At 61.8% G+C, this 12,595-nt stretch carries 14 protein-coding genes; 13 read left to right on the forward strand and 1 reads right to left on the reverse strand.

The features are described 5' to 3' along the window. Position 1: 1 nt before the first annotated feature. The 4 genes from AC05K6_RS06725 (at position 2) to nadC (ending at position 3,110) form a co-directional block, all read left to right on the forward strand. Positions 2–583 (forward strand): hypothetical protein, encoded by a 582-nt coding sequence (locus AC05K6_RS06725; protein WP_476728130.1) that lies wholly within the window; start codon positions 2–4, stop codon positions 581–583. Between the two features lie 14 nt (positions 584–597). Further along, on the forward strand, positions 598–1,119 hold the full coding sequence (locus AC05K6_RS06730) for a hypothetical protein (RefSeq protein ID WP_476728131.1): 522 nt from the start codon (positions 598–600) through the stop codon (positions 1,117–1,119). Between the two features lie 93 nt (positions 1,120–1,212). After that, positions 1,213–2,190, forward strand: a complete 978-nt coding sequence (nadA, locus tag AC05K6_RS06735; protein WP_293791371.1) for a quinolinate synthase NadA — start codon at positions 1,213–1,215, stop codon at positions 2,188–2,190. 2 nt (positions 2,191–2,192) lie between these two features. After that, complete coding sequence (gene nadC, locus AC05K6_RS06740; protein WP_476728132.1) at positions 2,193–3,110, forward strand: carboxylating nicotinate-nucleotide diphosphorylase; 918 nt, start codon at positions 2,193–2,195, stop codon at positions 3,108–3,110. Here the strand turns inward: nadC and AC05K6_RS06745 are convergent. Continuing rightward, positions 3,107–4,342 (reverse strand): hypothetical protein, encoded by a 1,236-nt coding sequence (locus tag AC05K6_RS06745; protein WP_476728133.1) that lies wholly within the window; start codon positions 4,340–4,342, stop codon positions 3,107–3,109. The two genes, nadC and AC05K6_RS06745, sit on opposite strands and share 4 nt — an antisense overlap. Positions 4,343–4,407: 65 nt before the next feature. Here AC05K6_RS06745 and hisD point away from each other — a divergent pair, with 65 nt between their 5' ends. The 9 genes from hisD (at position 4,408) to hisI (ending at position 12,595) form a co-directional block, all read left to right on the forward strand. Then, positions 4,408–5,745 (forward strand): histidinol dehydrogenase, encoded by a 1,338-nt coding sequence (gene hisD, locus AC05K6_RS06750; protein WP_476728134.1) that lies wholly within the window; start codon positions 4,408–4,410, stop codon positions 5,743–5,745. A gap of 9 nt (positions 5,746–5,754) precedes the next feature. Further along, a complete protein-coding gene (locus AC05K6_RS06755) occupies positions 5,755–6,897 on the forward strand; it encodes a histidinol-phosphate transaminase (protein WP_476728135.1) in 1,143 nt (380 codons plus the stop codon). Positions 6,898–6,955: 58 nt separating this feature from the next. Then, complete coding sequence (gene hisB, locus AC05K6_RS06760) at positions 6,956–7,570, forward strand: imidazoleglycerol-phosphate dehydratase HisB (RefSeq protein ID WP_293791291.1); 615 nt, start codon at positions 6,956–6,958, stop codon at positions 7,568–7,570. Then, positions 7,570–8,919 carry an MFS transporter gene (locus AC05K6_RS06765; protein ID WP_476728136.1) on the forward strand — a complete coding sequence of 450 codons (1,350 nt, stop codon included), beginning with the start codon at positions 7,570–7,572 and terminating at the stop codon, positions 8,917–8,919. The genes hisB and AC05K6_RS06765 overlap by 1 nt, the downstream gene beginning before the upstream one ends. An 11-nt stretch (positions 8,920–8,930) precedes the next feature. Continuing rightward, on the forward strand, positions 8,931–9,650 hold the full coding sequence (hisH, locus tag AC05K6_RS06770) for an imidazole glycerol phosphate synthase subunit HisH (RefSeq protein ID WP_476728137.1): 720 nt from the start codon (positions 8,931–8,933) through the stop codon (positions 9,648–9,650). A 68-nt stretch (positions 9,651–9,718) separates the two neighbouring features. Further along, entirely contained in the window at positions 9,719–10,483 is a 765-nt protein-coding gene (gene priA / locus AC05K6_RS06775) for a bifunctional 1-(5-phosphoribosyl)-5-((5-phosphoribosylamino)methylideneamino)imidazole-4-carboxamide isomerase/phosphoribosylanthranilate isomerase PriA (protein ID WP_476728138.1), read from the forward strand. After that, positions 10,483–11,460, forward strand: coding sequence for an inositol monophosphatase family protein (locus AC05K6_RS06780; RefSeq protein ID WP_434816956.1), 978 nt, complete (start codon positions 10,483–10,485; stop codon positions 11,458–11,460). Before priA ends, AC05K6_RS06780 begins: the two co-directional genes overlap by 1 nt. Further along, entirely contained in the window at positions 11,457–12,239 is a 783-nt protein-coding gene (gene hisF, locus AC05K6_RS06785; protein ID WP_476728139.1) for an imidazole glycerol phosphate synthase subunit HisF, read from the forward strand. Before AC05K6_RS06780 ends, hisF begins: the two co-directional genes overlap by 4 nt. After that, on the forward strand, positions 12,236–12,595 hold the full coding sequence (hisI, locus tag AC05K6_RS06790; RefSeq protein WP_476728140.1) for a phosphoribosyl-AMP cyclohydrolase: 360 nt from the start codon (positions 12,236–12,238) through the stop codon (positions 12,593–12,595). The genes hisF and hisI overlap by 4 nt, the downstream gene beginning before the upstream one ends.

Raw genomic sequence — 12,595 nt, forward strand, 5'->3', positions numbered from 1 at the left:
CATGAAGATTCGAAAGACATGCGTGGCTGCCTTGTGCGCGGTGAGCCTTCCCCTCGGTCTGACGGCCTGCGGATCCGACGGCGCAGAAGACGCAGAACAAAACGCGGGTAATAACGCGGACAACGCCGCGCCCAAGGACAATCAAGGCGAACAGGCCGGCGAAGGGGAAATCACGCAGGCTCCGGTGCAGGGGCCGGAGTACAAGACGGCTGCTAGCGAGGAAGATCAACAGCAGATCATTGACCTGCTGCACGGACTGTCCGACGGCGCGCGACCAATGGATGTGTACCTGAACTGGACCATCGACAACACCTGCCGCGCGGATATCGACCAGCAAGGGGGCGAAGAGGCTGCACGTCAGCAGGCTAAAGACTCCGCAGGTCAGGGCAACTTCGACGAACAGCCGGGTAGAACGCCGAATATCACCGACATCAAAGATGTCATGGCCGAGGGCGACAATGCGCACGCGATGGTCACCATCGTTGAGGGGGAGCGCAGCGACACCAATCGCATGTACTTCAAGCGCGAGGATGCGAAATGGAAGTTCTGCCACACCCTAGGAACGCAGGGGTCGCAGGGCTAGGACATTTTAGGACATTGAAGAAAGTAAAAAATGCGCAACGGCACCAGCTGATTCCTCGGCCAATCGGGGAGGCAGCACTCGTTCTTTTCGTCACGCTGGTGGTGTTTATCCTGTTGGGACTGGTGTGGGGGCTCATCCACCCGACCACCCAACTGACCGTGGCAGCGGACGGTGGGGCGGATACCGTCCCGGGTACCGAGGATGCCTCGTTTAAAGCCCTGGCCTATTTTTTGGCCCTGACTGGACTTGGTGGCCTGGCAATTGGGCTGTGGGTCTTTCGCACCCGCATGAGGAGCCTGCTGATGATGCTGTGGGTCGGTGTGGTCACGCTCTGGGGCTCGGTGACGTGCTGGACCGTTGGAACGTGGTTGGCAGAGAAACTGCATGCCGATCCATTGCCTACCGATCCGCACCCAGGGGATCTATTTCACCTGGTAGAGGAAACTAATCCCGGTTCGGGAATGCTCGTAGCCACGGCACTGGCGCTGGTGGTGTACTGGTTGGCGGCGACCTTCGTCGACCCAGAAGATTTCTAAACCTTTAGTGATCTGGGGCCGCGGGGGACTAACGTAGCAGGAATGCTAGACAAGATCTTAGAAAGCATCACCCGCGTAGACGGCCGGTGGGAAATGCCAGATACCATCACCACCGACGAGTGGGCCGCGGAGGTGCAGCGGCTGAAGAAGGAGCGGAACGCGCTGATTCTGGCTCACAACTATCAGCTGCCAGAGATCCAGGACATCGCCGACCACACGGGCGATTCCCTCGCACTATCCCGTATCGCCGCGGAAACGGACGCTGACGTGATCGTTTTCTGCGGAGTGCACTTTATGGCCGAGACTGCGAAGATCCTGTCACCGGAAAAGACGGTGCTTATTCCCGACGCCAATGCGGGGTGCTCCCTAGCCGACTCCCTTACAGCGGAGGAACTGCGTGAGTGGAAGGCCGAGCACCCAGAGGCTGTGGTCGTCAGCTACGTAAACACCACAGCTGATGTGAAGGCGTTGACGGATATCTGCTGCACCAGTTCCAATGCAGTAGACGTCGTGGCGAGTTTGCCGGAGGATCAGGAAGTGCTCTTCGGTCCCGATCAGTTCCTCGGCGCTCACGTGCGCCGCAAGACCGGGAGGGACAATATTCACGTGTGGGCGGGCGAGTGCCATGTGCATGCGGGTATTTCTGGGAAGGACTTAAGCCAGCAGGCGCACGATAACCCGGAGGCCGACCTGTTTATCCACCCGGAGTGTGGTTGTGCCAATTCGGCGATTTACCTCGCAGGCGAGGGGGTTGTGGAGTCCGAGCGGGTGAAAATGCTATCCACTGGTGACATGATCTCGCAGGCGAAGTCCACCAGCCAGTCCACGGTTCTGGTTGCCACCGAGGTGGGCATGCTGCACCAATTGCGCCAGGCCGCCCCCGGCGTTGATTTCCGTGCCGTCAACGACCGCGCGTCCTGCACCTATATGAAGATGATCACCCCAGCCGCGCTACTGCGCTGCCTGGCTTTGGGGGAGGACGAAGTAACGGTGGACGAGCAAACCGCCGCCAAGGCCCGTCGCTCCGTGGAGCGGATGATCGCCATTGGTAACCCGGGAAGTGGGGAATAACGATGGAGACCACCCTTGAGTTGCCTTTCCCCGCCCAACTATCCGACCCCTCCCGCATTCGCGCAGCTTATCTCCGCATGGCAAAGGTCGCATTGGAAGAGGACTTTGGCGACGGTGCGGATGTCAGTACCCTAGCCACCGTCCCTGCCGATGCGACGGGCACGAAGGTGATGCGAGCACGCCAGTCTGGAGTGATCAGCGGACTCGAAGCCCTGACAATCGTCGCGGAGGTTGCCGCCGACCGGCACATCGACATCACCCCGCTAGTCGCCGATGGGGATCGGGTCGATGCCGGCGCGGACATTGCGCGAGTGGAGGGGACGATCCAGCACATCCTCATGCTGGAACGCACCCTTTTGAACATTCTGAGCCATGCTTCGGGCATTGCCACTCAAACACGCGCGTGGGTGGATGTCGTCGCAGCCGCCGCCAGCAGCCCGGGCGGATGCTTGGTGCGTGACTCGCGGAAGACCCTGCCCGGAATGCGCATGCTGGAAAAGCGCGCGGTCGTTCACGGCGGCGGCTACCCGCACCGCTACAATCTGGGCGATCAGGTGATGGTGAAGGACAATCACGTGGAGCTCTCCAACGCCGCCGAAGCCTATGCGCGGGTAAGAGACTTTTTGGGTGATGACGCCACCACGTGGGTAGAGGTCGAAGTGGATACTCTGGAGCAACTCTCCGACCTGCTTGGTGCGGATCGTCCTCATCCGCCTCAGGTGCTACTGGATAACTTCAGCGTGGAGGATACGAAGAAGGCTGTGGAGTTGCGCGATAATCAAGCCCCGGAGGTGCTTTTGGAATCCTCAGGCGGGTTAACTCTCGATGTAGTGGCTGACTATGCAGCCGCGGGCGTGGACTCCGTGGCGGTGGGTGGGCTGACCCACAGTGTGCGTGCCCTCGACATCGGGTTGGACTAACCCTCCCAGCGTTCCAACGCCGCTCGCCTGCGCTTGTCGAGTTCCCAGGCCACCTCTTCGTGGCCAAGCTCCCTGGCAGCCACAAGTGCCATGGTGTAGCCACCGATAGTGCGCTCGTCATCGGCGCTGAACTCGGACCATTCCGCCACCAGGCGGGCATTCGCCAAGGCCTCGTCAAAAAGCCCACAGTTCAAGGCAGCTTCGGCAAGGGCGTAGCGCAGGTTGAGGATCGCGGGGGACAGTGGGCACCCTTCTGCACCTTCCAAGGCAGAACTGGCAAGCTCCCAGGCCTCGCCCTCGCGTCCTTCGCCCAACAGTGCCATTGCCGCTAAACCGGCATTGTGCAGGGCAATTACTCCGGCATCCAGCTTGCGCGCCAGGCGCACGCAGGCCTTCCAATGCTCAGCCACAGCAGCCAGCGAATCCGCGTCTTCGCCCTCCGCTGCCCGGAACATCTCGAAATGCGCCAGCATGTCATGAGCCTCGTACAGGGAAACCGTGCGCGCATCCGTGGTCGCGCCGTCTTCTTCCAACCTGTCGATCAGTGCCGTTACCCGCTCTAAAGCCTCCGTCCGCCGCCCGCGGAACCACGCTTCCTGCGCGAACCACAGCTGGCGATCCGCCGCCGAAGGGGGCTTCGACCCGAACCTCCGTACAAGTTGGGCGAAGATGCTTGCAAAGTCGAAGCCTTCGGCGTCATCCTCGAAAGAACTAGGAAGATTCGTGGCCACCGCGAAGCCTGTCGTGGCCGCGGAAGTTAGGCGCGCAGCGATGGCAGGGGCAATGTCTCGGTGCGTCAGCTCGGGAGTTTCCGCGAGAGTGGGGGAATCCGGATCCGGGCGGAAATCATCAAAACCCTGGGCCAATTGCGCCAGCATTTCTTGCGGTGAATGCAGCTCCGTCAGGGTGCCGGGGCGACCTTCCTGTGTTAGAGCCTGGTGAGCAAGCAGCGCCAAGGCCTCCAGAGCCAGCGCGTGGTCGTTGTTGCTGCGCGCCCACGTGCGCAGATCCTGCAAGGCAGCGATGGTCTCATCGGCGAAACCCAGGTGATCCGCCGCGCTGGCGCGCATGCTGTAAAACTCGCCCACCAGCTCTTGCGGCACCTCATCCGGGGTGGCTAACCAGTACTGCCTGGCGAAGTCGCTGGCCAAGCGCCAGCTCGCCGCTGCAGACGCCCCCGAATGCGCGGCGCGACTGCTGTCCTGGAGCAGTGAAAGGAGTGTCTGGGCCATGGCGTAAACTTTAGCCCAGCATAAGAATGCTCCCAAGAATCACTCGGAAGGATGCGGCGTACACGATGACTAACGCTGAGCTGGACTTTAGCCGGATCGACCTGCGGGGACAGACCCCGACTACAGCTGAGCTGCGCCATCGTCTTCCCCGTGGTGGCACGGACGTGGACTCGGTGATTCCCACCGTCCAGCCGATCGTTACGCAGGTACGCGAGGGCGGGGCTCGCGCGGCTTTGGAGATCGGGCAGCGCTTTGACGGCGTAACCCCGGATTCAGTGCGGGTTCCAGCCGAGGTTATTGACGCCGCCGTGGGGACGTTGGATGACGACGTCATCGCAGCGCTGAAAGAAGCCATTAACCGAGTGCGTGCTTTCCACTCCGCCATCCGCCCAGACGATAAACAGGTGGAGGTCGCGCCGGGCGGCACCGTGACGGAGCGATTCATTCCCGTACAGCGCGTGGGCTTGTACGCACCGGGCGGCAACGCGGTGTACCCGTCGAGCGTGATTATGAACGTTGTGCCTGCTCAGGAAGCTGGGGTGGAATCTCTCGTAGTGGCCTCCCCGCCGCAGGAGGGCGGCTGGCCGCACCCGACCGTGCTGGCTGCTTGTCAGCTGCTGGGCGTGGATGAGGTCTGGGCAGTTGGTGGCGCGCAGGCCGTGGCTCTGTTGGCTTATGGTTCGACAGCCGCAGGTGGTGAGGAGCTGGAGCCGGTGGATATGGTCACCGGTCCGGGCAATATTTTCGTTACCGCAGCCAAGCGACTGTGTCGTTCGGTGGTGGGCATTGACTCCGAGGCAGGCCCCACCGAGATAGCCGTTTTGGCCGATGACACTGCCGATGCGGTGGAGATTGCCTACGACTTGATTAGCCAGGCGGAGCACGACACGATGGCGGCCTCTGTACTCATTACTGACAGTGAAAAGTTGGCCGATGAAGTAGTGGCGGAAATGAATAAGCGCTACCACATCACGCAGAACTCCGCGCGTGTCGCCGAAGCCCTGGAAGGCCAGCAGTCCGGTGTGGTGCTGGTTGACGATATCGCTGCGGGCATCCGCGCTGCCAACGCATATGGGGCGGAGCACTTGGAGATTCACTGCGCGGATTCTCACGCAGTGGCCGCGCAAATCACCAATGCCGGCGCGATCTTCATTGGACGTTTTAGCCCGGTTCCGCTGGGCGATTACGCTGCGGGTTCCAATCACGTACTGCCGACCTCCGGCACGGCACGTCACTCTTCGGGGCTGTCTACCCTGACGTTCCTGAAGTCTGTGCACGTCATCGACTACAACGAGGAAGGGCTGCGCGGCGTGGCGGATACTGTCATCACGCTGTCCAAGTCTGAGGGACTTCCAGCCCACGGCGAGGCCATCAGCGCTCGCACAGGCGGCACTGAGAGGTAGTGAGGAATCATGGCTGAGAACAACAACGCAGCAAACACCAATAAACAGAACATTTCGCTGGCCGACCTGCCGCTGCGCGAGGAGCTGCGCGGTAAGTCCGCCTATGGTGCACCACAGCTGACTGTGGCGAACCAACTCAACACCAATGAAAATCCCTACCCACCGTCGCCGGAGATTGTCGAAGGCATCGCTCGGCGCGTGGCAGAGCTGGGCACCAAACTGAATCGCTATCCCGACCGGGACGCAGTGGGATTGCGTAAGGCCCTTGCGGCTTATGTGAGCCAACAGACGGGTGTGGGCGTCACTAAAGAACAGGTCTGGGCGGCCAACGGTTCCAACGAGGTGCTGCAGCAACTCCTGCAGGCATTCGGTGGGCCCGGGCGCAGCGCGATGGGGTTTGTGCCGAGCTACTCGATGCACCCGATCCTGGCTGCGGGCACACAGACCGAGTTCGTGACCGTTGAGCGAAAGGCCGAGAATCGCTTCGACATTGATGTCGACGAGGCCCTCACTGCCATCGCCGAACAGCAACCCAATGTGGTCTTTATTACGACGCCGAATAACCCCACTGGCAATAGCACTCCACTCGCCGACATTGAGCGCATTGTGCAGGCTGCCCCTGGCATCGTCATCGTGGATGAGGCCTACGCGGAGTTCTCCGATGAGCCGAGTGCAGTGGGACTAGTGGAGCAGTATCCGACGAAGTTGGTCGTCTCCCGCACCATGTCCAAGGCCTTCGACTTTGCGGGCGGGCGCCTGGGCTACTTCGTTGCACACCCGGCGTTTATCGAAGCCGTGATGCTGGTGCGCCTGCCGTACCACCTGGCAACCTTGTCGCAGGCGGCAGCGGAAGTGGCGCTCGAGCATTCCGACGCCACGCTGCAGACGGTGGCGAAGCTGCGTGCAGAACGCGACCGAGTGGTTGCTGGTTTGCGCCAACTGGGCTACGACGTCATCGATTCGCATTCGAACTTCGTATTCTTCGGCAACTTCGACAAGCTGGGGGACGCGCACACGGTGTGGCAGCGTTTCCTGGACCAAGAGGTGCTGATCCGCGACGTTGGCGTGCCCGGCTGGCTGCGCGCAACTGTCGGCCTGCCGGAAGAGAATGATGCTTTTCTTGCCGCCGCTGCGCAGATGATGGACGATTAGACGGACGCTTCAAGAACTTTCAAGAGAACAAGACCAGAGAGGCAGGTGCAAAGCTACTGTGGCAACGAATCCCGCTCCGCGCATCGGGAAGGCCCAGCGAGCCACCAAAGAATCCGATATTAAGGTCGAGTGGAACCTAGACGGAACCGGCAAGACCGATATTGATACCGGCGTGCCGTTTTTCGATCACATGCTGACCGCCCTCGGCGCACACGGCTGCTTTGATCTCACCGTGCATGCCCGTGGCGACGTGGAGATCGACGCACACCACACCGTGGAAGACACAGCCATTGTGATGGGCCAGGCGCTCGCACAGGCATTGGGAGACAAGGCAGGAATCCGCCGCTTCGGCGATGCTTTCATCCCGATGGACGAGACACTGGCACACGCGGCGGTGGACGTATCGGGACGTCCGTACTACGTGGGCGTGGGGGAGCCAGAGCAGATGCTCAGCGCGGTGATCGGCGGGCACTACGCCACCGTCATTAACCAGCACTTCTTTGAGACCCTGGCGCTGAACTCGCGTATTGCGCTGCATGTTCGCTGCCTCTATGGTCGCGATCCGCACCACATCACGGAAGCGGAGTTCAAGGCAGTGGCCCGTGCACTGCGGGCCGCCGTGGAGAACGACCCGCGCGTGGGCGGAGTCCCGTCGACTAAGGGAACGCTGTAGTGGCGCGCCCACAGGCGCTGACCATTGAAGAGCTAGAAAAGATCGATTCCGTGTGGCAGGCTCCCGGCCTGAAAGCCACACTGGTCTCGGTCTTCTGTGCGTTTGGCGGTTGGGCGCTGCTACTGCCGGTCATCCCCCTGGCCGTGATCGATGGGGGCGGGACGGACGGTATCGCCGGTCTATCCACCGGTGTATTTATGGCTGCGACGGTTCTGACGCAGGCTTTCACCCCGCGTCTGCTGCGTGCGGTTGGATATTCGCCCGTCATGCTTGTTGCCGGTTTGCTGTTGGGCTTCCCGGCGCTGGTGTACATCGCCGATATGTCCGCAGTGACGGTGCTGGCCATCGCGGCTGTGCGTGGTGTGGGCTTCGGCGCGGTAACCGTGACGGAAGCCGCGCTGATCGCGGAGCTCGTTCCACCAAGACTGGTGGGACGTTCCTCCGGTGTGTTCGGCGCGACGGTGGGTGTGACCCAGCTAATCAGTTTCCCTTTGGGAATGTGGCTATATGGCAGCTTTGGCCTGGTGAGCGTGTGCTTGGCTGCGGCGGCCTACTCTGCCGTTGGAGCTTTGGCCGCTTTGCAACTGCCGAAGGTTGAGCGCGAAAACTCTCCCGGTGTGGCCTCGGATATTCCGGCTAACGCGACCGCGCAGTCGGATTACACCCCGGCTGCGCCGCGTGCAGCGACGTGGAAGCTGGCAACTGTGCCGGGTCTATCCATCGGCGCAGCTGCTGTGGGCTTCGCCGGGTTTAGCACCTTCTTGGCGCCCGCCGCCGGGGAAATCGACGCGAGCGTGGCGGCCACGATTTCCGGCTTGGCGCTGAGCATCGTGGGGTTGATGCAGATCGGCTCGCGCCTTTTCAGCGGCTGGTATGCCGACCGTGTGGGCGAACCGGGCCGTTTGAACGCACTCGGCTTGGTGCTGTGCGTAGTGGGTTTGGGGTCGGCTGCCGTCATGCTGGCCGTGCACCCGAGCGGTGGGCTATTGCTGATGTGGTCGCTGGCATCGGCTGCTTTCTTCGGCGTGGGTTTTGGCATCAACCAGACAGAGGCGCTGCTGATGCTGTTCGACCGCCTGCCCCGGGCCGAGTCCGCCAAGGCCTCCGCGCTGTGGAACATGACTTTCGATGGCGGTACCGGTGTTGGTGCTGTCTTGCTGGGGTTCGTCGCAGGTGCACTGACGTATCAGGGTGCGTTTATTACTGCTGGCGCGGTCGCTCTGGCGGGCTTTGTCATCGCGGTTCTTGACCGAATCGTAGGGCGTCACCGCCTTACCGATCACGGCAATGTTCGCGAAACACTACGCCGTGTCCGAAAGCGAGAATTGCGCCCAGGTAAGTCCGGCTAAACTAGCTAGCTATGACTTCTTCTCTTTCTTCTCGACGCCCACATGTCGCCCTCTTGGACTATGGCAGCGGAAATGTACGCTCCGCCCAGCGAGCGGTAGAAAGGGCTGGCGCCGAGGTTGAGGTAACCCGCGATCCGGAGACCGTCCAGCGAGCCGACGGGCTTTTGGTGCCGGGGGTAGGGGCATTTAGTGCCTGTATGAAACAGCTGCACAGTGTCCACGGCGACCGCATGATTGGGCAGCGCCTGGCAGGCGGGCGCCCGGTGCTGGGAATCTGTGTCGGCATGCAGATCCTTTTCGAACAGGGAGCCGAGTTCGCCGAAGGTGCAGGCGAAGGATCCGCGGCTTATACCGAAGGCATGGGTGAGTGGCCCGGAACGGTGGGAAAATTGGATGCGGACGTACTACCGCACATGGGGTGGAACACCGTGGAGGTGGGCGACGGTACGTCCGCGAGCGCACTGGGAGCGCCCGCTACTGAAGGATCGAAGATGTTCGCCGGGATCAAGGATTCCGAACGATTCTATTTTGTGCATTCCTATGGCGTGCAGGAGTGGGAGCTCATGACCGACGGGCGGACAGAACCGCCACTGGTGCATTGGGCACGTCATGGGCGCAGCCGCTTCGTTGCTGCAGTGGAAAACGGCCCGCTGTGGGCCACACAGTTCCACCCGGAGAAGTCAGGTGATGCGGGGCTGCACCTGCTGCGGAATTGGGTGGAAACACTCTAGATCTGAAAGTAGTACTTCTTTGACCGATTCGAGCTTCGCTGACCTCTCTACACGTTAGGATTCTTCCTATGGCTTCTACTGAAAACCCCCGTGCTCTAACCCTGCTACCCGCCGTTGATGTGGCCGACGGCCAAGCCGTCCGACTGGTACAGGGTGCCGCAGGCACAGAGACCAGCTATGGAGCGCCGATCGAGGCAGCCCTGGCCTGGCAGAACGCGGGTGCGGAGTGGATTCACCTGGTGGACCTCGACGCAGCCTTTGGCCGAGGCAGCAACTTTGAGCTGCTCAAGGAGGTCACCGGTCAGCTAGATGTGAACGTCGAGCTTTCCGGAGGCATTCGCGATGATGAATCGCTGGAGCGTGCTTTGTCCACCGGTTGCCGCCGAGTGAACATTGGCACCGCAGCGTTGGAAGATCCGGAGTGGTGCGAATCCGTCATCTCTCGTTATGGCGACAAGGTAGCTATTGGCCTGGATACCCGAGAGGTCGACGGTGAATGGCGCTTGCGTGGCCGCGGCTGGACCTCCGATGGAGGCGAGCTGTGGGAGGTACTGGAGCGCCTGGACTCCCAGGGAGTATCGCGCCTCGTCGTCACCGATGTCAGCCGCGACGGCATGCTGGACGGCCCAAACATCGACCTGCTGCGCGAAGTGGCCGCGGCCACCGATGCTCCAGTTGTCGCCTCTGGCGGAATTTCGAGCCTGGACGACATCCGCGCTCTGGCGGCGGTCGTGGACGAGGGCGTGGACTCCGCCATCGTCGGCAAGGCACTATACGCAGGCAAGTTCACCCTGGAGCAGGCTCTGCAGGCAGCTCGAGAAGGCGGTAACTAATGACAGCCTTCCACGGAGTACACCCTGAGGAGTTGGACACGCGGTCGCTGCTGGCCATCGCTGAGGCCGCCGTGGACGAAGCCGAGACGACGTTCACCGCAGCAGTCGGTGCAGAGCCGGAGGTCATTAAGTCTCCTGGCGACTTCGCTACCGAAGCCGATCTGACCGTCGAACGGCAGTTGCGTACACTGCTGACCCAGTACACCGGTCTGCCCGTGCACGGCGAGGAATTCGGTACCGTACGCCCCGGTGAAGTCCCGGGGGAGAACGTCACTGAGCCCAACCCCAGCGACGCCATGGCCGATGGCTTGGATGGTCCTAGGCGTAAGTCCCTCGAAGCTGGCGACCAGGAGCTGCCGGAGACGTTTTGGGTGGTTGACCCTATCGACGGCACCGCTAACTACGCAGTGGGTAATCCCTTCGCCTGCATCCTGGTCTCCCTGGTACACCAGGGGCAGACCATGATTTCCGTTACTGAAATGCCACTGCTGGGTAAGCGCATCACCGCTCGTCGTGGACACGGATTGCTCGTCGATGGGCACCCGTCGCGCGCTATGCCGCCGTCCGACCCAGGTGTCACCCAGATCAGTTTCGGCTCCATCCTCTCGCAGCGTCGCGGAAACCTGCCGATTTCATACCGGCAGGACATGCTCAACGAAATTGGTAAGTCCTACCCGCGCATGCGCGTGACCGGTTCGGTCGGCATCGACCTAGCTTTCACCGCCGCCGGAGTGTTTGGTGGCACGGTGACGTTCAGCCCCAACCTGTGGGACAACGCGGCGGGCATCCTCGCTGTAGAGGAAAACGGTGGTATTGCCACTGACTTTGCAGGAAATCCTTGGCGCCCGGGCGTCTCTGGTCTGGTCGCTGGTGAGCCGGAGGTTCACGCCACCCTTCTGCAGCACATCCAAGCAGTGCCGATCGGCACCGCGGCCCGCAATGCCCAAGAGATCCGCGACCGAGGGGGCATCCGATGAGCGTCACTGTGCGCGTCATCCCTTGTCTAGACGTAGATAACGGCCGGGTAGTGAAAGGCGTGAACTTTGAGGGCCTACGCGATGCAGGAGATCCCGTCGAGCTGGCCAAGCGTTATGACTCGCTGGGTGCTGACGAACTGACGTTCCTGGACGTCTCTGCCTCCAAGGATGGCCGCGGCACCATGCTGGATGTGGTGCGTCGCACCGCAGACCAGGTGTTTATTCCCCTGACCGTCGGCGGGGGAGTACGCAGCGAGGAAGACGTGGATGCATTGCTGCGCGCAGGTGCCGACAAGGTCTCCGTGAACTCTTCCGCCGTCGCTCGCCCCGAGTTGCTCAGGGAGCTCTCACAGCGCTTTGGTGCTCAGTGCATCGTCCTATCTGTAGACGCGCGGCGCGTACAGAACCCAGATGAGGCAGACAAATACCCCTCCGGCTTTGAGGTCACCACCCACGGCGGTACCAAATCCGCTGGAATGGATGCTGTCGAATGGGCCCGCACCGGTGAGGAACTGGGAGTGGGGGAGATCCTGCTGAACTCCATGGACGGCGACGGCACGAAGGCCGGCTTCGACATCGAGATGCTGCAGGCCGTGCGTTCGGCTGTTTCCATCCCCGTCATCGCCTCCGGCGGCGCCGGCGCCCCGGAACACTTCCCACCCGCAGTGGAGGCCGGGGCCGATGCCGTACTAGCCGCCTCCATCTTTCACTTCCGCGAAGTGGAAATCAGCGAGGTCAAGCAGGCACTCGCCGACGCAGGATACGAGGTGCGGCTGTGAGCAGCACCGACCCGGCAACCTTTGAACTAGACCACGCCATTGCCGAGCGGGTGCGCTTCAACGCTGACGGTCTCGTGCCCGCCATCGTGCAGGATGCCACGAACGGGGATGTGCTGATGATGGCGTGGTTGAATGACCACGCCCTGGCGCATACCCTAGCCACCCACAAAGGCACCTATTGGTCCCGATCGCGCCAATCCTATTGGATCAAAGGCGAAACAAGCGGCCACACCCAGCGCGTCGAAGAAGTACGCCTGGACTGCGACGGCGATACGGTGCTGCTGAAAGTCGAGCAGACGGGTGCTGCATGCCATACCGGCGACCGCACTTGTTTCGACGCCGACCGCTTGGCCTAA

The organism is Corynebacterium sp. TUM25020, assembly GCF_056388495.1.

Bases quoted from the DNA above. Each gene is read 5' to 3' on its own strand.
- priA (WP_476728138.1), top strand. From the start codon at position 9,719: ATGGCTTCTACTGAAAACCCCCGTGCTCTAACCCTGCTACCCGCCGTT.
- hisF (WP_476728139.1), top strand. From the start codon at position 11,457: ATGAGCGTCACTGTGCGCGTCATCCCTTGTCTAGACGTAGATAACGGC.
- hisD (WP_476728134.1), top strand. From the start codon at position 4,408: ATGACTAACGCTGAGCTGGACTTTAGCCGGATCGACCTGCGGGGACAG.
- nadA (WP_293791371.1), top strand. From the start codon at position 1,213: ATGCCAGATACCATCACCACCGACGAGTGGGCCGCGGAGGTGCAGCGG.
- AC05K6_RS06780 (WP_434816956.1), top strand. From the start codon at position 10,483: ATGACAGCCTTCCACGGAGTACACCCTGAGGAGTTGGACACGCGGTCG.
- hisH (WP_476728137.1), top strand. From the start codon at position 8,931: ATGACTTCTTCTCTTTCTTCTCGACGCCCACATGTCGCCCTCTTGGAC.
- AC05K6_RS06745 (WP_476728133.1), bottom strand. From the start codon at position 4,342: ATGGCCCAGACACTCCTTTCACTGCTCCAGGACAGCAGTCGCGCCGCG.
- nadC (WP_476728132.1), top strand. From the start codon at position 2,193: ATGGAGACCACCCTTGAGTTGCCTTTCCCCGCCCAACTATCCGACCCC.
- AC05K6_RS06755 (WP_476728135.1), top strand. From the start codon at position 5,755: ATGGCTGAGAACAACAACGCAGCAAACACCAATAAACAGAACATTTCG.
- AC05K6_RS06725 (WP_476728130.1), top strand. From the start codon at position 2: ATGAAGATTCGAAAGACATGCGTGGCTGCCTTGTGCGCGGTGAGCCTT.